The 21,573-nt window shown below is 60.5% G+C and carries 19 protein-coding genes and 1 riboswitch; of the genes, 12 read left to right on the forward strand and 7 right to left on the reverse strand.

The genetic code is table 11. The annotated features are described in order from the left end of the window. Positions 1–106: 106 nt before the first annotated feature. Together ACWKWE_RS19415 and ACWKWE_RS19420 are read left to right on the forward strand one after the other, a co-directional pair. Positions 107–991 carry a glycosyltransferase family 2 protein gene (locus tag ACWKWE_RS19415; RefSeq protein WP_166596051.1) on the forward strand — a complete coding sequence of 295 codons (885 nt, stop codon included), beginning with the start codon at positions 107–109 and terminating at the stop codon, positions 989–991. Further along, the gene (locus ACWKWE_RS19420; RefSeq protein ID WP_483851420.1) at positions 988–2,202 is read left to right on the forward strand and encodes an O-antigen ligase family protein; all 1,215 of its coding nucleotides are present in this window, start codon (positions 988–990) and stop codon (positions 2,200–2,202) included. The genes ACWKWE_RS19415 and ACWKWE_RS19420 overlap by 4 nt, the downstream gene beginning before the upstream one ends. An 11-nt stretch (positions 2,203–2,213) precedes the next feature. Here the strand turns inward: ACWKWE_RS19420 and ACWKWE_RS19425 are convergent, their stop codons facing one another. Further along, complete coding sequence (locus tag ACWKWE_RS19425) at positions 2,214–2,873, reverse strand: protein kinase family protein (protein ID WP_166596049.1); 660 nt, start codon at positions 2,871–2,873, stop codon at positions 2,214–2,216. Between the two features lie 106 nt (positions 2,874–2,979). Here ACWKWE_RS19425 and msbA point away from each other — a divergent pair, with 106 nt between their 5' ends. Both msbA and hldE read left to right on the forward strand, forming a co-directional pair. Continuing rightward, on the forward strand, positions 2,980–4,782 hold the full coding sequence (msbA, locus tag ACWKWE_RS19430) for a lipid A export permease/ATP-binding protein MsbA (protein WP_483851421.1): 1,803 nt from the start codon (positions 2,980–2,982) through the stop codon (positions 4,780–4,782). A 317-nt stretch (positions 4,783–5,099) separates the two neighbouring features. Continuing rightward, a complete protein-coding gene (gene hldE, locus ACWKWE_RS19435; RefSeq protein WP_483851422.1) occupies positions 5,100–6,521 on the forward strand; it encodes a bifunctional D-glycero-beta-D-manno-heptose-7-phosphate kinase/D-glycero-beta-D-manno-heptose 1-phosphate adenylyltransferase HldE in 1,422 nt (473 codons plus the stop codon). A 183-nt stretch (positions 6,522–6,704) separates the two neighbouring features. Here hldE and ACWKWE_RS19440 read toward each other — a convergent pair whose 3' ends face one another. The 4 genes from ACWKWE_RS19440 to ACWKWE_RS19455 all read right to left on the reverse strand — a co-directional run bounded on the left by ACWKWE_RS19440 (position 6,705) and on the right by ACWKWE_RS19455 (position 10,116). Further along, positions 6,705–7,676 carry a metal ABC transporter ATPase gene (locus tag ACWKWE_RS19440; RefSeq protein ID WP_166596046.1) on the reverse strand — a complete coding sequence of 324 codons (972 nt, stop codon included), beginning with the start codon at positions 7,674–7,676 and terminating at the stop codon, positions 6,705–6,707. 37 nt (positions 7,677–7,713) lie between these two features. Then, complete coding sequence (locus ACWKWE_RS19445; protein WP_483851423.1) at positions 7,714–8,535, reverse strand: aldo/keto reductase; 822 nt, start codon at positions 8,533–8,535, stop codon at positions 7,714–7,716. After that, positions 8,532–9,707 (reverse strand): NAD(P)/FAD-dependent oxidoreductase, encoded by a 1,176-nt coding sequence (locus ACWKWE_RS19450; protein ID WP_483851424.1) that lies wholly within the window; start codon positions 9,705–9,707, stop codon positions 8,532–8,534. The genes ACWKWE_RS19445 and ACWKWE_RS19450 overlap by 4 nt, the downstream gene beginning before the upstream one ends. A 76-nt stretch (positions 9,708–9,783) precedes the next feature. Beyond that, entirely contained in the window at positions 9,784–10,116 is a 333-nt protein-coding gene (locus ACWKWE_RS19455) for a DMT family transporter (RefSeq protein WP_166596043.1), read from the reverse strand. 107 nt (positions 10,117–10,223) lie between these two features. Here ACWKWE_RS19455 and ACWKWE_RS19460 point away from each other — a divergent pair, with 107 nt between their 5' ends. Together ACWKWE_RS19460 and waaA are read left to right on the forward strand one after the other, a co-directional pair. Next, a complete protein-coding gene (locus tag ACWKWE_RS19460; RefSeq protein ID WP_166596042.1) occupies positions 10,224–11,108 on the forward strand; it encodes a LysR family transcriptional regulator in 885 nt (294 codons plus the stop codon). A 14-nt stretch (positions 11,109–11,122) separates the two neighbouring features. After that, the gene (gene waaA / locus ACWKWE_RS19465; RefSeq protein ID WP_483851425.1) at positions 11,123–12,394 is read left to right on the forward strand and encodes a lipid IV(A) 3-deoxy-D-manno-octulosonic acid transferase; all 1,272 of its coding nucleotides are present in this window, start codon (positions 11,123–11,125) and stop codon (positions 12,392–12,394) included. Between the two features lie 157 nt (positions 12,395–12,551). Here the strand turns inward: waaA and ACWKWE_RS19470 are convergent, their stop codons facing one another. Further along, positions 12,552–13,991: a TolC family outer membrane protein gene (locus ACWKWE_RS19470; protein WP_166596040.1), complete on the reverse strand. Its 1,440-nt coding sequence runs from the start codon at positions 13,989–13,991 to the stop codon at positions 12,552–12,554. A 166-nt stretch (positions 13,992–14,157) separates the two neighbouring features. After that, positions 14,158–14,262, forward strand: a riboswitch (TPP riboswitch). A 170-nt stretch (positions 14,263–14,432) separates the two neighbouring features. On the opposite strand from ACWKWE_RS19470, the gene thiC reads away from it, so the two are divergent. Together thiC and cytX are read left to right on the forward strand one after the other, a co-directional pair. After that, the gene (thiC, locus tag ACWKWE_RS19475) at positions 14,433–16,319 is read left to right on the forward strand and encodes a phosphomethylpyrimidine synthase ThiC (protein WP_483851426.1); all 1,887 of its coding nucleotides are present in this window, start codon (positions 14,433–14,435) and stop codon (positions 16,317–16,319) included. Between the two features lie 212 nt (positions 16,320–16,531). Continuing rightward, a complete protein-coding gene (gene cytX / locus ACWKWE_RS19480; protein WP_166596038.1) occupies positions 16,532–17,821 on the forward strand; it encodes a putative hydroxymethylpyrimidine transporter CytX in 1,290 nt (429 codons plus the stop codon). On the opposite strand, the gene ACWKWE_RS19485 is transcribed toward cytX, so the two are convergent. Beyond that, positions 17,790–18,536 carry an RsiV family protein gene (locus ACWKWE_RS19485; RefSeq protein ID WP_166596037.1) on the reverse strand — a complete coding sequence of 249 codons (747 nt, stop codon included), beginning with the start codon at positions 18,534–18,536 and terminating at the stop codon, positions 17,790–17,792. The genes cytX and ACWKWE_RS19485 overlap by 32 nt on opposite strands. A gap of 231 nt (positions 18,537–18,767) precedes the next feature. Here ACWKWE_RS19485 and ACWKWE_RS19490 point away from each other — a divergent pair, with 231 nt between their 5' ends. The 4 genes from ACWKWE_RS19490 to ACWKWE_RS19505 all read left to right on the forward strand — a co-directional run bounded on the left by ACWKWE_RS19490 (position 18,768) and on the right by ACWKWE_RS19505 (position 21,539). After that, the gene (locus ACWKWE_RS19490) at positions 18,768–19,385 is read left to right on the forward strand and encodes an NUDIX domain-containing protein (protein ID WP_166596036.1); all 618 of its coding nucleotides are present in this window, start codon (positions 18,768–18,770) and stop codon (positions 19,383–19,385) included. Further along, on the forward strand, positions 19,376–19,828 hold the full coding sequence (locus tag ACWKWE_RS19495; protein ID WP_081563841.1) for a DUF1249 domain-containing protein: 453 nt from the start codon (positions 19,376–19,378) through the stop codon (positions 19,826–19,828). The genes ACWKWE_RS19490 and ACWKWE_RS19495 overlap by 10 nt, the downstream gene beginning before the upstream one ends. Before the next feature lie 143 nt (positions 19,829–19,971). Continuing rightward, the gene (gene cpdA, locus ACWKWE_RS19500) at positions 19,972–20,781 is read left to right on the forward strand and encodes a 3',5'-cyclic-AMP phosphodiesterase (RefSeq protein WP_483851427.1); all 810 of its coding nucleotides are present in this window, start codon (positions 19,972–19,974) and stop codon (positions 20,779–20,781) included. A gap of 191 nt (positions 20,782–20,972) precedes the next feature. Beyond that, positions 20,973–21,539, forward strand: a complete 567-nt coding sequence (locus tag ACWKWE_RS19505; RefSeq protein ID WP_218576238.1) for a YqiA/YcfP family alpha/beta fold hydrolase — start codon at positions 20,973–20,975, stop codon at positions 21,537–21,539. Positions 21,540–21,573 lie beyond the last annotated feature (34 nt).

Consider the following 21,573-nt stretch of genomic DNA (forward strand, 5'->3'; position numbering starts at 1 on the left):
TCCGCATGCCATTTTTCACACTGTCAGGTTGCCAGGACATCCGTCGTCAGCCTTCAGAAATGTGGCCATTGAAGGCGCAGCCAGAAGCCAAGGATCGAGTGCGGGTATGAAATGGCCATTAGTCTCGATTTTAGTGCCGTGTTTCAACCATGAGCGTTACATCGAGGAGTCCCTGCTTAGCGTGCTGGAGCAGGACTACGACAATTTTGAGCTGATCGTCGTCAACGACGGCTCCACCGACGCCAGCGCGGAGAAAATCGAAGCGCTGCGCAAGGTTCATGATTTTCAGTTCTATCAGCAGGACAACCAGGGCGTCAGCGCCGCGCTCAACAACGCCTTGAGCCACGCCCGTGGCGATCTGGTGGTGACCCACGATTCCGATGACGTGATGCTGGCCGGACGAATTCGCCGCCAGGTCAGCTACATGCAAGAGCACCCGGAAGTCGGGTTGCTCGGTGCGAAGGTCATCTACATCGACTCCGTTGGCAATCCCCTCAAGCACAAGGTGGCCAGCCATGCGCCGGTCCAGCGCTGGAGCTTCGACGAGCTGTTGGCCGATGCCTATGCCGTCGGCGGCCCGGTCGCCATGTACCGGCGCGAAGCCATCGACAACGTGGGCGGCTATGACCCCACAATCAAGGTCCAGGATTTCCAGATGACCCTGCGCATCGCCAAGGCGGGCTATCAGGTGCATATTTTGCCGGACCGAGTCACGCTGTATCGACGCCACGACACCAACATCTCCAAGACGGCGTATAAGAGTCAGCTGATCTATGACCTGAAAGTGATCGAGGCCTACCAGGACAATCCTGCCTATGAAGCGGGCCGTCTGGCGATCATCAACAAGGCGTTGAAAGAGTCGGTCGTGGCGGACAAACCGTTCGCTCGCAGCCTGTTCGCCAGTGTGCCCGTGCACCGCTGGAACCGCGTGACATGGAAGCGGTTCCGACACTTCGTTTTCAAATACCGTAAGCCCAAGGGTGCACAGTGAGTCAGTCCCTACAGAATCAGCCATGGGTTAGCCGCGTTTTCACACAGGGTAGTGAGCAGCTTCGTACGGTCAGCGCGCATCTTGGCTTGGCCGGTGTGGTACTGGCCTTCGGTTTGTTCTGGAGTGTCGCGGGCGTTCTGCTGACACCCACGATGAAGTTCTACAGTTGGCTGCTGACTGCGTTCGTTTACTTGCCTTGCCTGTACCTGATCGCTCGTTATTTCCACGAATTTCGCCATACGGTACTCAACCGCCGCGAGCTCTGGCTGTTTCTGCTGTTGTTCGTCTGGTCACTGATTTCGCTCGCGTGGAGTGACGGGGCGGAGCGCTACTTGACCATCATCAAGCGCGAACTGTTCTTTCTCATGCTGATTCTGGGCTGGATCGTCTGGGGACGAACGTTCAACCGGCCCCTGCAAAGCATGCTGATTTTGTGGGGCGGGCTGGGGGGGCTGTATTCTCTGGCTGCGCTGATCGCCTACCCGATTCGTGGCATCGACCGGATGTACGGCTTCGGCGGTTTCATGGACAACCCCAATCCTGCGGGTTACACCATCGCCGCACTGGTGGTGCTCAGCTGTACGTGGTGGCCGCAAAAAAACAGTGGGCGCGTTCTATGGGCGCTGCTTCAGGCGTGTTCGGTCGCCTTCGTCATCCTGACCGGCAGCCGTGGCTCGATTGTTTCGCTGATGGCCGTGGCCGCCGTGGTCGTGTTGCTGGGTGGCGGGCGGTTCTATCGCACCCTCGCGATTCTGGCGCTGGTCGCCGCCGTCGCCCTGGCCATTTTTGAACCGTCGATCCTGCAGCGCGGCGATTCCGAGCGCATGGTGCTGATCAGGGGGGCCGTCGACTTGATTCACCAACGCCCTTGGCTGGGCATTGGTCTGAGCAGTGATTACGAAGTCTCGGCCGGCGGTGTCATCTTCGGCCATTGTCACAACCTGATACTCGACACGGCCGTGCAGTACGGCATTCCGTTTACGGTGCTGTGGATCGTCTTGTGGCTGTGGTTGGGCCTGCGTGCCTGGCGTCACCGCAACGAGGCGTTGGGCATGGCCATCCTGATGATCTGGGTATTCGCCACCGTCGCCGTGCAGTTTGACGTGTTCACCGTGTTTGGCCGGGCGCGCGCCATGTGGATGGTGGTGTGGATGCCGTTCGTGCTGTCGCTGTGCCTCGGTAAATCCGAGAAAAAGGCCGCGCTCAGCTAGCCATTCCCACGTTACGCCTTCGCCAACGCCAGGTGCTCGCTGAGCAGTTGGCGTTTCCACTGATGCGCGCTGTGCTCGATGTAACTCTCGAAGAACAGATCCCCATCCTGCTGAAGCAGCCACGCATGGTCGCTCTTGTAGCGACGCATGTGCTGGAAATTGCGCAGGCACAGGTTTTTGCGCAGCGGACGACGCAGGGTCTTCATGTCGGCGATGTCGATCAGCCCCAGTTCGTTTTCCGGGGTCATTACCACGTTGCCCAAGTGCAGCGAACGAAAGTAGATGCCCTGATTGTGCAATTCAGCCACGAAACGACCGAATGTGCGCAGCAGCGTGGCGTCCTGAAAATGCGCGGGGTCGGCGATCAGTTGACGCAGGGTCAGCCCCGGCAGCGGCTGGTAATGCACCACGTCGCGCGCAATATCCGCCACCCGGTAGGTGTCGAGCACGTCCGGGCACGGAATGCCGCGTTTGCGAAGGGTCAGCGCGTTTTTGGCGAAACGCTTGGCGTATGGAAAGAACGCTGCGGAGGAGATCAGGCGTTTGCGCCGGAACAGCTTCATGAAGTTGCCGTCGGTGAGGCGGAGCACCTTGTCTCCGAAGAAGTCGGCTTCAATGACTTCGGCATCTCTGCGTAAGGCTTGGTAGTCAGAGTAGGCGAGTGCGCGCATGCGGGCTCCTTCGAAAATGGCCGCCATCATACCCCAGCCTGCCGCCTGAGGCCCAACCCCCCGCCCATGTGTTAGTATTCCGGCTCTTTTTATCGTATCGATGACTATGAGCACGCCAGAGAACCGCGAATCCTCAAGCCTGAAAATCTATCTCCGACTGCTGACCTACGTGAAGCCTTACGTGGGCGTCTTCCTGCTCAGCATCGTCGGTTTCGTCATTTTCGCCTCGACCCAGCCCATGCTGGCCGGCATTCTCAAATATTTCGTCGATGGACTGACCAATCCCGAAGCGGCGCTGTTTCCCGACACGCCATACCTCAAGGACCTGCAATTGCTGCAGGCTGTGCCGTTGCTGATCGTCTTGATCGCGGCGTGGCAGGGCTTGGGGTCGTATCTGGGCAACTATTTCCTGGCCAAGGTCTCGCTGGGCCTGGTCCACGACCTGCGGGTCGAGTTGTTCAACAAACTGCTGGTCCTGCCCAATCGCTATTTCGACACCCACAATACCGGGCACCTGATTTCACGCATTACTTTCAACGTGACCATGGTCACCGGTGCGGCGACCGACGCGATCAAAGTGGTGATCCGCGAAGGCCTGACCATCGTGTTCCTGTTCTTCTATCTGGTGTGGATGAACTGGAAACTGACGATTGTCATGCTGGCGATCCTGCCGTTGATCGCCGTGATGGTCGGCAGCTCCAGCAAGAAATTCCGTAAGCAGAGCAAGAAAATCCAGGTGGCGATGGGGGATGTGACCCACGTCGCTTCCGAGACCATTCAGGGCTATCGCGTCGTTCGTAGCTTTGGCGGCGAGGCGTATGAAGAAGAGCGTTTCGCCAAGGCCTCCACCAGCAACACCGACAAACAGCTGCGCATGACCAAGACGGGGTCGATCTACACCCCGATGCTGCAACTGGTGATCTACACCGCCATGGCCGTGCTGATGTTTCTGGTGCTGTGGCTGCGTGGCGATGCGACGGCGGGCGATCTGGTGGCCTACATCACGGCGGCAGGCTTGCTGCCCAAGCCGATTCGTCAGCTTTCCGAAGTCAGCTCGACGATCCAGAAAGGTGTTGCGGGCGCGGAAAGCATTTTCGAACAGTTCGATGAAGAGCCGGAAGTGGACACCGGAACGGTGGAGCTGGATCGGGTGCAGGGGCATCTGGAAATCCGCAATTTAAGCTTCACCTACCCCGAGACCGAGCGTCAGGTTTTGCACGACATCAGTTTCTCGGCAGCACCGGGGCAGATGATTGCGCTGGTAGGCCGCTCAGGCAGCGGCAAGTCGACGCTGGCGAACCTGATTCCGCGCTTTTATCACCACACTTCGGGCGAGATCCTGCTCGATGGCGTCGAGATCGAGAACTATCGCTTGCGTAACCTTCGCAAGCATGTGGCTCAGGTGAATCAGAACGTAACCCTGTTCAACGACAGCGTTGCCAATAACATCGCCTACGGTGATCTGGCCGATGCGCCGCGTGCCGACATCGAAGCCGCTGCAGCGGACGCCTATGCCAGGGAGTTTGTCGATCAGCTCCCTGAAGGGTTCGATACACAGGTGGGTGAAAACGGTGTACTGCTGTCGGGTGGCCAACGTCAGCGTCTGGCCATTGCGCGCGCCTTGTTGAAAAACGCTCCGCTGCTGATTCTCGACGAAGCGACCTCGGCGCTGGACACCGAGTCCGAGCGGCACATTCAGGCCGCGCTGGACCACGTGATGAAAGGCCGTACCACGCTGGTCATCGCGCATCGGCTGTCCACCATTGAGCGGGCCGATCTGATTCTGGTCATGGATCAGGGCCGTATCGTCGAGCGCGGCACCCATGCACAACTGCTTGTGCAGAACGGCTACTACGCCCGCCTGCACGCCATGGGTCTGGACGAGCCTGCGCCGGTCGGTGCGGTGTAAACGACTGTCCTTGATTTTGCGTGGCCAGCCGTCATCGCGAGCAAGCTCGCTCCTACAACGAACCGTGTTGTCCCGACATGTCGGGGCGACCTTCGACCCTGTAGGAGTGAGCTTGCTCGCGATAGCGCCAGACCAGATACGCAAATACCGAATGACACAACCCAGTTCGCGGGCAAGCGCGCTCCTACATGGCGTTGTGTCGTTCCTACACCCGTGATCGGCACTGACTGTCACACCGAGTTTCCCTTCCTGCCTCAAGCCATTGAAACCCTGTGCTAAGATTCCGCCCCTGTTCATTCTTAGTTACGGGTTGTTCGATGAAGTTGTCCATGCCGCGTTTCGATCAGGCACCAGTTCTGGTAGTGGGCGATGTCATGCTCGACCGCTACTGGCATGGCGGTACCTCAAGGATTTCACCTGAGGCCCCGGTGCCAGTGGTCAAGGTCGATCAGATCGAAGACCGTCCCGGCGGCGCCGCCAACGTGGCGTTGAACATCGCCGCACTGGGGGCCAAAGCCTCGCTCGTTGGCGTGACTGGCCAGGACGAAGCCGCTGAAAGCTTGAGCAACAGCCTCAAGGCCGCAGGCGTGACTGCACGTTTCCAGCAGATCGCTCATCAGCCAACCATCGTCAAACTGCGCGTCATGAGCCGCCATCAGCAACTGCTGCGCATCGATTTCGAAGAACCGTTCGCCACCGACGCGCTCGCTTTGAGCGATGAAGTCGATTCCCTGCTTGAGGGCGTCAAGGTGCTGGTCCTGTCCGACTACGGCAAAGGCGCGCTAAAAAACCATCAAGTGCTGATCAAGGCCGCTCGCGACCGGGGCATTCCTGTGCTGGCGGACCCGAAAGGCAAGGATTTCGCGATCTACCGTGGCGCGAGTGTCATCACCCCGAACCTCAGCGAATTCGAAGCCATCGTCGGCCATTGCGTCGATGAAGCCGAACTGGTCGCGAAGGGCGCGCAATTGATGTCCGAGCTTGAGTTGGGTGCGTTGCTGGTCACCCGTGGCGAACACGGCATGACCCTGTTGCGTCCCGATCAGCAGGCGTTGCACCTGCCTGCCCGAGCCCGCGAAGTGTTCGACGTGACAGGCGCAGGCGACACCGTGATTTCCACGCTGGCCGCGGCCATCGCGGCCGGTGAGGAATTGCCCCATGCGGTGGCGCTGGCCAATCTGGCCGCCGGTATCGTGGTCGGCAAACTGGGTACGGCGGCCATCAGCGCACCTGAACTGCGCCGCGCCATTCAGCGCGCTGAAGGTTCCGAGCGCGGGGTGTTGAGCCTTGACCAGCTGCTGTTGGCCATCGACGACGCCCGTGCCCACGGCGAGACGATCGTGTTCACCAACGGTTGTTTCGACATTCTCCATGCGGGCCACGTAACCTACCTGGAGCAGGCTCGCGCCCAAGGCGATCGTTTGATCGTGGCGGTTAACGACGACGCATCAGTCAGCCGCCTTAAAGGCCCTGGACGCCCAATCAATAGCGTCGACCGTCGCATGGCGGTGCTGGCTGGTCTGGGGGCCGTGGACTGGGTCATCAGCTTCCCGGAAGGCACGCCCGAAAACCTGCTGACCCACGTCAAGCCGGACGTGCTGGTCAAAGGCGGGGATTACAGCGTGGATCAGGTCGTCGGTGCGTCGATTGTGCAGGCGTATGGCGGGGAGGTTCGGGTGCTGGGGCTGGTCGAGAACAGCTCGACCACGGCGATTGTCGAGAAGATTCGCGGGCAGTAGTTCAGTCGTCATCTATGCGTCGGCATTCGAAGCTCTGAAGGCGGACGCTTCTAACTGTGGGAGCGAATTTATTCGCGAACAATCGACCAGGCGACGCGTATGTGTTGAACGTCCTGGCCCTTCGCGAATAACTTCGCTCCCACAGGTTTTTGCTAACTCCAATAAGAATGCGGCGTCCTGGACCTATGACTTATGCAGCTTCTGCCGCGCAATGCGCAGCAGCTGCTTCGCCCCCACCTTCAACCGGCGCTTGATCCCGGTCTTTTTCGCTTTCGGCGGCACCATCCCTTGCTGCAACAGCCAGTCCTTCCAGCGAATCCGCTCTTCACGCACCACCCAGCCTTCCTGCGCCGCAAAGCTTTCGGCCAGGTACAGCCCCCGGGTTCCCGCAGGCGTGAGCTTGTCGTTCTTGAGCGTATACAACTCTGGCAGCGGTGATCCGTTCTCCAGAGGCATCAGGTACAGATCGGGTTTGCTGCGATTGAGGCGGGCGACGAGTTGATCGTTTTCCAGCGCCTCATCGACGTGAAACAGGCTCAGCGGACGGGCCTCTTTCGGCACTTCCAGGCGCATGTCGTAGATCAACTGCAACGAGGCTGTCGGCAGATGAACATAGGCGCGAGGGCGTTCGATCAGCGTCATGGCGCCGCAGCGCACCGGACGGGCAGCGCCAGACAGAGGGCTCAGGCGAAAGGGCATGGCCTCGCGATAATGCAACGCAGCCGCGTAAGGCGCGGGCAGCCAGGTATCGTTGAAACGCCCGCCCAGCCAGCCTTGCGGGGTTTCGATCAGGCATTCTTCGGCCACTTCCTGAATCGCCGTGTGCAATGGAAGATTCAGCTCATGGGCCGGGACGTAACCGGAAATCAGCTTCAGGACCACGTCACCCCGGTCCTGACGTCGTTGGCGCACCAGCACCCAATAGTCCCGATTCTGCCAATTCAGCGTCAGCCGTACCGAGACACCGAGGTTCGCCAGTTCAGTCGAAAACCGCTCGCTGTCCTCCACCTCGATCTTGCGACGGCGTTGCAGGGTCTGGGAGAAATTGAGCGGCATCCCCACGCTCTGGTAACTCAGGCTTTCGGGGGTGGCTTCGACGAACAGGGGCAGGGTCTTGAAGTTGCTGGGGTTCTTTCTTATCAGGGTTCGCGGCATATCGGCTCCTTCTTGCGTTGGGGTCGGCCGCCTGTCATCAGGAGCGACTAAGAAGCGGGTTATGTAGCACGGCAGCAGCAGTGGTCACGTTGTGGGACAGGTGCAGTGGATTGATCGTTCCGACGATAGCACCGGTGACGCCAGGATGCTCGAAGAGCAATTCGAAACTGGCCTGCACCGGATCGACGCCGGGACTCAGGCAGACGTGCCCGCTGGCCAGTGCCTTTTTGATCAGGATGCCTTTGCCGTGGACAGCAGCGTAGTCCAGCACAGGCTTTTCGCCCTGTTCATTGAGGTTGTACGTGACCATGGCGCAGTCGCCTTCCTGCAAAGCCAGCAACCCACCCTCGACAGTTTTGCCGGAAAAGCCGTAGCCGCGAATCTTGCCTTCGCGCTTCAGTTCAGCCAGCGTTTGATACACGTCGCATTCGTTGAGAACGTGCAGATCGTTGCCATCGGAGTGCACCAGCACTAAGTCGATGAAGTCGGTTTCCAGACGCTTGAGGCTGCGCTCCACTGACATCCGCGTGTGCGCGGCGCTGAAGTCATGACTCGATTGACCTGCTTCGAACTCTTCCCCCACCTTGCTGACAATCACCCAATCCTGACGCTGGCCGCGCAACAACGGGCCGAGGCGCTCTTCGCTCCGGCCATACGCCGGAGCGGTGTCGATCAGGTTGATGCCCAAGTCCCGTGCCAGCTTGAGCAGCATGCGCGCTTCGTCGTCGTCGGGAATGGTGAAACCGTTCGGGTATTTCACGCCCTGATCACGACCCAGCTTGACCGTGCCCAAGCCGATGGGAGACACGTCGATGCCGAGGCCGCCCAGTGGTCGATGCAGATCGTGCAGGGTCTTCATGGCAGCAGCTCATCCCACGCCGGTACGGCCAGTGGCGGTTTGGGCAGATTCGGAGACGGCGGCTGTGGGATCGGGTGAATGTCATCACGGGAGAGCGAAGCCAGCACGCGGTCCGCGAAATCAGGCGCGAGGGCGAGTTTGGTCGGCCAGCCCACCATCAGACGGCCCTGCACGTCGAGAAACGCATTGTCGGGGCGGACCAGTCCGGTCTGCTGAGGCTCGGCGCGGTCTACCCGCAACGTGGCGAATTGCGCCTGGCTCAGATCGACCCACGGCAGTAATTGCGCGAGCTCTTTCTTGGCAAAAGCAATCTGCTCGGCCGGTTCGCGAGCCACGCCATCGGCTTCGGAGATGTCCCCGCCCAGGTACCAGACCCACTCACCATTGGCAGCCGGGTGCGTGGTCACGGTGATGCGCGGTTTCGGCCCGCCGCCGAGGCAATGAGCGTACAGCGGCTTGAGTGTCGGCCCCTTGACCATGACCATGTGCAGCGGACGACGCTGCATGGCCGGGTGATTCACGTTCAGTGCCTTGAGCAGATCGGCCGTGCCGCCGCCTGCGCTCAGCACCACGCGCTGGGCATTAATATCACGGTCGTCGACCCGCAAGCCCACCAGTTCGCCTTCGTGAAGCAACGGCTCGATTTTTTCGCCTGCCAGCAGGCTGTCTCCGGCGAGTTCAGCGAGTTTCTGCACCAGGCTCGGCACGTCGATCACCAGCTCGGCCAAGCGATAGACCTTGCCCTTGAAGCGTGGGTCTTGCAGAGCGGGAGGCAGATCGTTGCCCTTCACCTGATCCACACGACCGCGCACGGCCTTGCTGGCGAAAAAACTGGTGAGATTGCCGGCGATGGTGCCTGGCGACCAGAGGTAGTGGGCTTCGGACAGCAACCGAACCCCCGACAGATTCAGTTCACCCTTGCCGTCCAGCGCCTCGCGCCAGCGGCGGGGCATGTCGGCGATGGCCTCGGAGGCACCGGACAGTGCACCGTGCAGCGCGTACTTGGCGCCGCCGTGAATGATCCCTTGCGACTTGAACGTCTGCCCGCCACCGAGGCTGGCGTTCTCCACCACCACTGTCGAAAACCCCTGGCGACGCAGCCGCGCATTGAGCCAGAGACCGGCAACGCCCGCGCCGACAATCAGGACGTCAGTGGAGATAGCAGATGGCATGGAGACCTCAGGTGACGAAACGAATCGCGCCATTATAAGGGAAGCAGCTTCTCCATCACCCGCTTTTCATGCCCTCTTAATGGCCAGCCGTTTTGGAGAACAGCTGAATCACCACCACGCCCGCCACGATCATGGCCATGCCGCCGATGGCAGGGAGGTCGAGTTTCTGGCCGTAGATGATCAGCGCCGCAATACTCACCATGACGATGCCCATTCCGGCCCAGACCGCGTAGGCAACGCCCACCGGAATCGTGCGCACCACCAGCGTCAGCATCCAGAACGCCACGGCGTAACCGACGATCACCAACAGCAGCGGCAGCGGGGTGCTCAGGCCTTTGACGGCTTTCATGGAAACAGTGCCGATCACTTCGGCGCAGATGGCGATGGCGAGCAGGTAGTAGGCGGACATGGCGATAACCCTCAGGGCAGATGCATTCTTCAATGACGGCGATTTTAGCCGTTGCTCAGATGGGGTAAAGTCATTACCTATCTCAAAGGCTGATAGGTTGGCAGGTCATGGAATGGAGCCTCGAACAGATCCGTCTGTTTGTCAGTGTGGCTGAGCAGCGTTCGTTTTCCGCCGTGGCGAGGGAGTCGCGGCGTGCGCAGTCGGCGGTCAGCAGCGCGATCGCGATGCTGGAAACCGACCTCGGGGTGAGCCTGTTCGATCGCAGCAGCGGACGCCAGCCTCGCCTGACAGAAGCGGGGAGTGCCTTGCTCGAAGAGGCGCGGGAATTGTTGCGGCAATGCGACCGGCTCGACGGCCGTGCCATGGCCCTGATGCGCGGGCAAGAAGCACGTTTGCGGCTGGCCCTGGATGAAGCAATGCCCTATCAGCCGGTGCTGGACAGTCTCGAAGCGCTAGACGAGCGTTTCCCCAGCGTTGAGGTTCAACTGGCCAGCGGTGCTCAGGGCGATGTGGCGCGCAAGCTGTTGGAGCGAAAGGCCGACCTCGGTCTGCTGTTCCATCACGAGCAAATGCCCGAAGCCCTCGAACGGCGCGTGCTCGGCAGCGTGGAGATGGTCACGGTTTGTGCGATTACGCATCCGTTAGCCAGCGAAACCGCCATCACCCGACAGAAACTGGCGCGGCATCGGCAGTTGCTGATCACCCCGCAACAAAGCGGCTACCCCGGCGGCGAACAGATCAGCCCGCAGGTCTGGCGCGCTGACAGTTTTTACGCCATGGCCGAGCTGTTGATGCGCGGCCTGGGCTGGGCCTGGCTGCCGCGCCATGTGGTGCAATACCCGACCTACCAAAATCAGATGCTCGAACTGAGCAGTGAATGGACGCCACCCGCGCTGGTCGTTGAAATGGTCTGGCGCCGCGACGAGCCACTGGGGCCAGCCGCACGCTGGCTCGCTGAATGTTTCACCCATCATTTGAAGGCCATTGGCTGATAAACTCCGCGCCCATGAATAGAACTCTCTACACATTCCTGTTTCACCTCGGCCTGCCTTTGATCGCGTTGCGCTTGTGGCTTCGGGCGCGCAAAGCCCCGGCGTATGCGCAACGTGTGGGCGAGCGTTTTGCCCATGGATTGCCGCCGATGCAGAAGGGTGGCATCTGGGTCCACGCAGTCTCAGTGGGCGAAAGCATTGCCGCCGCGCCGATGATTCGCGCCTTGCTGACGCGCTATCCCGAATTGCCGATCACCATCACTTGCATGACGCCGACCGGCTCCGAGCGCATCCAGTCGATGTTCGCCAACGAGCCTCGGGTTCAGCATTGCTACCTGCCGTACGATTTTCCGTGGGCAGCGGGGCGGTTTCTCGACCATGTCCAGCCAAAGATCGGTGTGATCATGGAAACCGAGCTGTGGCCCAACCACATTCACCAGTGTGCGAAACGGGGTATTCCGACGGTATTGGCGAACGCTCGGTTGTCAGAGCGTTCGGCGCGAGGCTACGGAAAATTCGCCAAACTGACCCGTCCAATGCTTGCCGAAATGAGCCTGATCGCTGTGCAGACAGAAACGGAAGCCCAGCGCTTTCGTGACCTCGGCGCTCGCCCGGAATGCGTGACTGTCACCGGCTCGATCAAATTCGACCTGACCATCGACCCGCAATTGCTGGGGCGGGCGGCGCAGCAGCGGGCGGATTGGCAGACCACGAACCGCCCGGTATGGATCGCGGCCAGTACACACGCCGGTGAGGACGAGGTGGTGTTGTCAGCCCATCGCCAATTGCTGAAAACCCGGCCCGACGCGCTGCTGATATTGGTGCCCCGTCACCCCGAACGCTTCAACAGCGTGTTCGAAATGAGCCAGCAGCAGGGCTTTTCCAGCGTTCGGCGTTCGACGTCCGAGCCTGTGACGAATACGACATCGGTGTTGGTGGGCGACACCATGGGCGAGCTGCTGTTTCTGTATGCCTTGGCTGACATCGCCTTCGTCGGCGGCAGCCTCGTGCCCAACGGCGGGCATAACCTGCTGGAACCTGCAGCACTGGATAAACCTGTCCTGAGCGGCCCCCACCTGTTCAACTTCCTCGAAATAGCCGCCCTGTTGCGTAATGCCGGGGCGTTGGAAGAGGTGAGCGATGCAGCGGGATTGGCAGCGGTGGTGCAGCGGTTGATCGAGCAGCCTGAGCAGGCAAAATCGATGGCCGATGCGGGATTGGCGGTGATGAAGGCTAATCAGGGGGCGCTGCAGAAGTTATTGGATGGGATCGGGCGGTTGATCTGATTCCAACCTGATTCTTCAGACCTGGGCATGATCTGTAGGAGCCGGCTTGCTGGCGAATGCGGTGGAGCAGACACATTTGTGCTGAATGACACACCGGGTTCGCCAGCAAGCCGGCTCCTACAAGAATGTGTGTTACCCGCCCGAAAGGGTGGGCAACTTACCGCTCCGACGGCCTTTCAAAATTCTTCGCCGCCTCTTTCGCCAAGTCCGGTGGCAGGAAGTCTTTGTCCGGGTTGTAGTCCGGTTTGAGGAAGCGCGACAGATCTTGCAAATCCCCCGGGCTCAACGTGCCCGCCGCCTGTTTCAAGCGCAGGTTGTCGAGGATGTAGTCGTAGCGGGTGTTGTTGTAATCGCGCACCGAGGCGTACAGCTGGCGTTGCGCGTCCAGCACGTCAACGATGTTACGTGTGCCCACCTGATACCCGATTTCCGTGGCTTCCAGCGCGCTCTGGTTGGAGATGATCGACTGCTTGCGTGCCTGGACCTGCTCGACGTCGGTGTTCACGGCGCGGTGCAGGTTGCGGGTGTTTTCCACCACCTGACGGCGCAGGCCTTCACGTTGCTGCTCGGTCTGGCCGAGGCGGGCGTAGGCTTCGCGCACTTGCGAGCTGGTCAGGCCGCCGCTGTAGATCGGGATGTTCACTTGCAGGCCGATGGTGCGTTGTTCGACGCTGCCGTGAAAACTCTGACCGGTGTAGTTCGGGTTGGTGAAACCGAGCGGGTCGTTGTCGCCTTTTTCGTATTGGGCGACGGCATCGACGGTCGGTGCATGACCGGCCTTGCGTTGGCGCAGGGTTTCTTCGGCGGCGCTGACAGCGTAGTTGCTGGCCAGCAGGTTGAGGTTCTGTTGCGAGGCGGTATCGACCCACGACTTGGCATCGTTCGGCGTCGGCGCGAGTACCGGCAGCGTGTGCACGATGCCTTCGATGGCGTTGTATTCGCGGTTGGTCAGGGTCACCAAGGCCTGAAACGCATCGTCCACCTGACGCTTGGCGACAATGCGTGCAGCGCGAGCGGTGTCATAGCTGGCCTGGGCTTGCAGCACGTCGGTCTTGTCCGAAAGGCCGACGTCAAAGCGCTCATTGGCCTGATCCAGCTGGCGCTTGAATGCCGCTTCTTCCGCCTTGGTCGAGGCCAGATTGTCCTGAGCGCGCAGTACCGTGAAGTAATCTTCGGCGCTCTGCAGGATCAGGTTCTGCTCGGTGGCCGAGAGTTGCAGGATCGCCTGTTCGTTGACGTCCTTGGCGGCCTTGAGCTGGAACCAACGGTCAGCGCGGAAAATCGGCTGGCTCAGGGTCGCGCGATAAACCGTGCCGCTGCGATTGATCACGGCAGACGGCTCGTCGATCTTGGTGCGCGTGTTGTTCACGTCGGCACCGCCGGAAATGTTCGGCAGCAGACCCGCGCGGGCCTGGGGCACGATTTCTTTCTGCGCGTCATAGCTGGCGCGGGCCGCAGCCAGGTCGGCGTTATTGTTGACGGCTTCCTGGTAGACGCTGACCAGTCCGGTCTTGGTCGGCAGAGGCAAGTCCGCTGCCCCGGCCATTGCATTCGACGCACACGACACGGCAATGGCCAGTGAAAAGTTGCGCAGCATAGACATTCCCTAGTAGTTGTTGTCGCTGATTCAGTGCAGACGGCTTTTGGCGTCGCGTAGCGAGTGTAGTTCCGCGCGATCCCTACAACAATCCGCCATATCGGCCATTTAACAAGCGTTTGAATTCCTCGCTTGGCGTTTGCCCCGTCACGCGTCTAGACTGGCGCCGTTCTTGTCGGGGTGCCTTGCTATGAGGCTGAGATCGGATAATCCGGATCCCGTTGAACCTGATCAGGTTAGCGCCTGCGTAGGGAACAAGATTTCTCGTCTCCCGGCGAGTCCTCTTGAGCGTCGTTCGGGGTCGTCTTTGTTCAATTTTTGAACAGTCCTCGTGTTTCGATTCTCAGCATCCGTGTCATCCCAGGGTGCATCCGTCCGTTCGAATCAGGCTCACGCTCCGACAAATCAATCCGCCGCTGGATGATGTCTGGAGAGCCCGTGATGAGTACAACACTAAAAAACGCCAATCTGAGTGAATCCGCCCAAGTCGATTCGGGGTCGGTGCAGCCGTTCACCCGCTCGCAAAAAATCTACGTTCAAGGCTCCCGCCCGGACATCCGCGTGCCGATGCGTGAAATCAGTCTCGATGTGACACCTACAGACTTCGGCGGCGAGATCAACGCGCCGGTCTGCGTGTACGACACCTCGGGCCCGTACACCGATCCCAACGTCGTCATTGACGTACGCAAAGGCCTGGGCGACGTGCGTTCGGCCTGGATCAACGATCGCGGTGACACCGAACGCCTCGACGGCCTGAGCTCCCACTTCGGGCAACAACGACTGGCCGATGCCGAGCTGACCAAGCTGCGCTTCGCCCACGTGCGCAACCCGCGCCGCGCAAAAGCCGGGGCCAACGTCAGCCAGATGCATTACGCGCGTCAGGGCATCATCACCGCCGAGATGGAATACGTCGCCATCCGCGAAAACATGAAGCTGCAAGAGGCCCGCGCCGCTGGCCTGTTGAAGCAGCAACACGCGGGCCACAGCTTCGGCGCGAGCATCCCGAAAGAGATCACCGCCGAATTCGTGCGCGAAGAAATCGCCCGTGGCCGTGCCATCATTCCGGCCAACATCAACCACGTCGAACTGGAACCGATGATCATCGGCCGTAACTTTCTGGTGAAGATCAACGGCAACATCGGCAACAGCGCGCTGGGTTCGTCCATCGAAGAAGAAGTGGCGAAGCTGACGTGGGGCATTCGGTGGGGTTCGGACACCGTCATGGACCTGTCCACCGGCAAACACATTCACGAAACCCGCGAGTGGATCATCCGCAACTCGCCGGTGCCGATTGGCACTGTGCCGATTTATCAGGCGCTGGAGAAAGTGAACGGCGTCGCTGAAGACCTGACCTGGGAGCTGTTCCGCGACACGCTGATCGAGCAGGCAGAGCAGGGCGTCGATTACTTCACCATCCACGCAGGCGTGCTGTTGCGCTACGTGCCGCTGACGGCCAAGCGCGTCACCGGCATCGTGTCACGGGGCGGTTCGATCATGGCCAAGTGGTGTCTGGCGCATCACAAGGAAAACTTCCTCTACACCCACTTCGACGAAATCTGCGAAATCATGAAGGCCTACGACGTCAGCTTCTCGCTGGGCGATGGCCTGCGTCCGGGCTCGATTGCCGACGCCAACGACGAAGCGCAGTTCGGCGAGCTGGAAACCCTTGGCGAGCTGACCAAGATCGCGTGGAAACACGACGTGCAGTGCATGATCGAAGGCCCCGGCCATGTGCCAATGCAACTGATCAAAGAGAACATGGACAAGCAGCTGGAGTGCTGCAACGAGGCGCCGTTCTACACCCTCGGCCCGCTGACCACGGACATTGCGCCGGGCTACGATCACATCACTTCGGGCATTGGCGCGGCGATGATCGGCTGGTTCGGTTGCGCGATGCTCTGCTACGTCACGCCGAAAGAACACCTGGGCCTGCCGAACAAAGACGACGTGAAGACCGGGATCATTACCTACAAGATCGCCGCCCACGCAGCCGACCTCGCGAAAGGCCATCCGGGCGCGCAGATTCGCGACAACGCCTTGAGCAAGGCGCGCTTCGAATTCCGTTGGGAAGACCAGTTCAACCTCGGTCTGGACCCGGACACCGCGCGTTCGTACCACGACGAAACCCTGCCGAAAGACTCGGCCAAAGTCGCGCATTTCTGCTCCATGTGCGGGCCGAAATTCTGCTCGATGAAAATCACCCAGGAAGTCCGCGAGTACGCGGCCAACCAGAAAATCGAAGCGGTGGACCTGTCGGTGGCCGAAGGCATGCGCGAGCAGGCCGAGCGGTTCAAGCAGGAAGGCAGCCAGCTTTACAAGAAAGTCTAGCCACGAGCGGCGAGCGGCGAGCTGCAAGCTAGACGCCAAAGCAGATCTGCTTTGGCTTCAAACGTGTAGCTTGCCGCTTGAGGCTTTCCACTGCTTCTTTTGATCTGGCCGCGAACGGCAATCTACAAGCCGCCGCAGATCCGCTTTTGCTCTTACTTGCAGCTTGTAGCTTGAAGCTTGAAGCTCATCACTGCTTTTCCAGGGATCTTAATGTGAACACACCCAGCACCTATTCACCCGACATCCCCGTCCCCGCCAGCAAGCGGGTCTTCGGCGGGCGTGATCTGTTTTCCCTGTGGTTCTCCCTCGGCATCGGCCTGATGGTCTTGCAAACCGGCGCGTTGCTGGCACCGGGTTTGGGCATGTCCGGCTCGATGCTGGCGATCTTCCTCGGCACCCTGGTCGGCGTTCTGCTGCTGGCCGCCGTGGGCGTGATTGGCAGCGACACCGGGCTATCTTCGATGGCCGCGCTCAAGCTCAGCCTTGGCACCAAAGGCGCGGGCGTGCCAGCGATTCTCAACCTGTTGCAGCTGGTGGGTTGGGGTTCTTTCGAGATCATCGTCATGCGCGACGCCGCTAGTCTGCTCGCTGCGGGGGCATTCAATGAAGGCAGCCTGTGGACAAGCCCGCTGCTCTGGACGCTGCTGTTCGGCGGCTTGGCAACCCTGCTGGCGGTCAGTGGCCCGCTCACCTTTGTGCGGCAGATCCTGCGCAAGTGGGGCATCTGGCTGTTGCTGGCGGCGTGCGTCTGGCTGACCTGGAACCTGTTCGCCAAGGCTGATCTCGCCGCACTCTGGTCGCGAGCGGGCGATGGCTCGCTGCCGTTTGCCGTGGGTTTCGACATCGCCATCGCCATGCCGCTGTCGTGGCTGCCTCTGATCGCCGACTATTCACGCTTCGGCAAACGCGGCACCGGCGTGTTCGGCGGCACGGTGTTGGGCTTCTTTATCGGCAACTTCTGGCTGATGACCCTGGGCGTCGCCTACACCCTCGCGTTCGCGCCGAGCGGTGAAGCGAATGCGCTGCTGTTGGCACTGGCCGGGGCAGGGATGGGCATTCCGCTGCTGCTGATCTTGCTCGACGAGTCCGAAAACGCCTTCGCCGACATTCACTCGGCCGCAGTTTCAAGCGGGATTCTGTTGAAAGCCAAGGTTGAGCATCTGGCGCTGGCTATCGGCGTCATCTGCACGCTGATCGCCTGCTTCGCACCCTTGGCGCAGTACCAGAACTTCCTGCTGCTGATCGGCTCTGTGTTCGCGCCGCTGTTTGGCGTAGTGCTGGTGGATCACTTCATCCTGCGCCGCCGCAGCCATGGCACCGCGACGGTGGGTTTGCGCTGGATGACGCTGCTGGCGTGGGTCGGCGGCATCGCGACTTACCACGTATTGGCGAACCTTTACCCCAACGTCGGTGCAACACTGCCAGCCCTCATCGTGGCTGGCGTGCTGCAACTGGCGCTGAGCAAGGCGATCAACTCCGACCGGGGAACAGTTCCGGTTTGAGGATGCCGTTGAGCTGCGGATACGGAATCTTCAGCTCGATGTGGCCCATGGCGTACGGAGCGATGGTGGTGACCGGGTATTTCAGGATCACGGCACCGTACGTCAGGGCGACGTTGGAAGTGCGCTTGAATGGCCACATCTTCTGGAACTCGGTGTCCTTGTCCAGCTTGACGCTGATTTGCCAGGCCTGGTGTGCCAGCTCCGCTTTAGCCCAGAAGGCCGCTTCCTGGCCTGGCACCAGCATGTCGGCCAGCGTCAGCACGCGTTGCTGTTGACGGGAATAGTTGATGAACGCGCGGCCCGGGTCGCCATGGGCGCCGCCAGCGTCGAGGTAGCTCGACAGCTCAACCACCACAAGACCGTCATGCTGCTCGCGTACCTTCGCCTGCAAATAGCTGGCGTTGCGCGCCGGGGCGCGGGCGAGGAACTGCTCCTGATAGGCCTTGAGCGTCGGCGGCACAGGGCCGTCGGTGTCGCTGCGGGTCAATTGCAGCAGGGTGCGCTGCACGATGCCGTCCAGCTTCGGTTCATCCGGAAAGTGCACGGTGTCGATGTTCACCAACGGGCAGTCATCCGTGGTGCAGCCCGGCTTGATCAGCTCGGACGCGTCGCGCTGAACGGTCAGCGGCTTTCGCATGTTGGGTTCGAAAAAGCTCTGGCAGGCACCCAGTATCAGGGCCAGGCAGGCCATTGAAACGATTTTCAGAAACGACATGGTGATCCTTGGCGTTGGCATATAAGGGCCATAAAGGGCCATCACAGAGGGGTAACGGCAACAGGCTTCGACTGTCTGTGGCGCAATCAGTTCGCCATTGGGCGGATTAGAGTGCCATTCCCCTGCCTTCGTCTACCCTGAGTGCCGGATTTGCCAAGTCCGGGGGCTGCATCCCGCGTGGCAGCACGTTAGGATGGCGCGAAGTCACAAGTGCTTTGCAGTGAGAAATCTATGACCGATACCGCTAAATCGACACCCACGAAGCACGAGATCGTCCACCGCGAAACCTGCTTTAAGGGCTTCTACCAACTGGACCGTCTGCACCTGCGCCATGAGCTGTTCGACGGCGGCATGGGGCCGGAAATCAAGCGCGAGCTGTTCGTGCGTCATGATGCGGTGTGCGTGCTGCCCTACGATGCCAAGCGCGACGAAGTGGTTCTGCTTGAGCAGTTCCGGGTCGGCGTCGTCGGCAAGCATCCCAACCCTTGGCTGATCGAAATGGTCGCCGGGCTGATCGATAAAAAAGAGCAGCCCGAGGAGGTTGCTCACCGCGAAGGAGAAGAGGAAGCTGGGCTTGTCTTCAGCGCGTTGTGGCCGATCACCAAATACTTTCCGTCGCCCGGTGGCAGCAATGAATTCGTTCACCTCTACTTGGGCAAATGCGAAAGCGCGGGGGCAGGTGGGGTGCATGGGCTGGAGGAAGAGGCCGAAGACATCCGTGTGTCGGTCTGGTCGTTCGATGACGCGATGCAAGCCGTAAAAGACGGACGCATCGTCAATGCGGCAACTATCATCGCAATACAGTGGCTGGCGCTGAATCGCGCCGAAATCAGGGGGCTGTGGTCGTGAATCTTCTGCGCGAGCGCTACCGTGTCGACCTCGCCGGGCTGCAAGCAGCCTGTGAGGCGAACTACGCGCGCTTGATGCGTCTGTTACCTGACATGCGCAATGAACAACGCTCTCGCCGGGTGGCTGTTACTCAAGGCGATCAAATGCTGGGCGTGCTGGCGGTTGAAGTGGTGCAGAACTGCCCGTACACCTCGACCTTGCTCGTGCGCCAGGAGCACAGCTTGCCTTGGCTGCCCGTGCCCGTCCTAGAGGTGCAGGTCTACCACGACGCCCGCATGGCCGAAGTCATCGGCGCCGAACATGCGCGCCGTTTCCGGGGGATCTATCCGTACCCCAACGCTGACATGCACCAGCCGGACGAAAAGGCCCAGTTGAATCTGTTCTTGGGTGAATGGCTGAGTCATTGTCTGGCGTGCGGTCATGAGTTTGAGGCGGTTCGCTAAGTCCGGGCGTACGGCGAGCCTGCAGGGGAGGCGCTGGTTTCCCGTAGTCTGTTGCGCAAATGAGAACTGCCACGCTGTTCCGGGTTTGCCGTCGTAACAATCAGACACCATAATCCGGCCATACCTGCTCAAGGAGATGGCCATTGCCGAGCGCACCTTCAAACCCGTCCTCCGTGTTGGTGGTTCAACTGTCCGACAGTCACCTGTTCGCTGAAGCGGGCGGCCAACTGCTGGGCATGCAAACCCGCGACAGCCTCAAGGCTGTGGTCGATCTGGTGCTCGCCGAGCAACCCGACATCGATCTGGTGCTCGCCACCGGCGACTTGTCGCAGGATGGCTCGGTCGAGTCTTATCAGGCGTTTCGGACTGAAAGCGACCGACTGGATGCGCCGAAGCGCTGGATTCCCGGCAATCACGACGAACTTCGCGAGATGGCGATAGGAGCTCAGGGCAGCGAACTCCTGGACCCGGTCGTCGATGTCGGTAACTGGCGCATCACGATGCTGGACTCGGCGGTTTCAGGCTCCGTTCCCGGCTATCTGGAGGACAAGCAGCTGCAATTGCTCGCGCAGGCCCTGAGCGAAGCGCCGGAGCGTCATCATCTGATCTGCTTGCATCACCACCCAGTACCCATTGGCGCGGCATGGATGGCGCCAATCGGCCTGCGCAATCCCGATGCGCTGTTTGCCGTGCTGGAGCGTTTTCCACAGACGCGCGCAGTGCTCTGGGGCCATGTGCATCAAGAGTTCGATCAGCTTCGCCAAGGCGTCCGTCTAATGGCTTCACCTTCCACTTGCATTCAATTCGCACCGAACAGCATGGATTTCGCCCTTGATTCGCTGGCCCCCGGTTACCGCTGGCTGCGCCTGCTCGACGATGGGCAGATCGAAACGGGGGTGTCGCGCATCGATCCGAATCTGTTTGAGGTGGACCTCAGTGGCGCTGGCTATTGAAGGAAACGTCCTGAATTCGCGGTAAATCATCATCGAACGAGTCTTCACGCTGTTGTCCCTGTAAACTGCGTGGCTTTGCCCTGTGAGAGCCAGAACGTCGGCTTTCACCCCGACTCGCAGCTTCTGGAGGCCACGGCGTGAATCACGATCACTCGACACTGCTTTATATACATGGCCTGAACAGCTCGGCGATGTCGAAGAAGGCCACGCAGCTGTCCGGGCTGATGAACCGTCTCGGTCTGAGTGAGCAACTGCGCGTGCCGGAGCTGCATCATCATCCGCGCCAGGCCATCGCCCAGCTTGAAGCGGCCATCGACGAACTGGGCGGGCGGCCATTACTGGTCGGCAGCTCCCTCGGCGGCTACTATGCGACTCACTTGGCTGAGCGACATGGCCTCAAGGCTGTGTTGATCAATCCAGCAGTGAATCCGCACCAGCTGTTCGACGGTTTTCTGGGCACCCAAACGAACCTCTACACCGGCGAAAGCTGGGAGCTGACGCACGATCACGTGGATGCGCTGGCAGAGCTTGAAGTGCCCGCGCCACAGGATCCGCAGCGCATTCAGGTGTGGCTGCAAACCGGTGACGAGACGCTGGATTACAAACGGGCGCAGGCGTTTTATCGGGCCTGTGCCTTGCGCATCGAGGCCGGCGGCGATCACAGCTTTCAGGGGTTCGCAGAAAAAATGCCGACCCTGTTGAGCATTGCCGGATTTGCCCCCGAGCTGTTGCAGGCGATCGATCTGTCGACGCTCTGAATGAAGCGCCAGAATCGAAGCGCTGACTGAAACA

This window comes from Pseudomonas salicis (assembly GCF_057128705.1).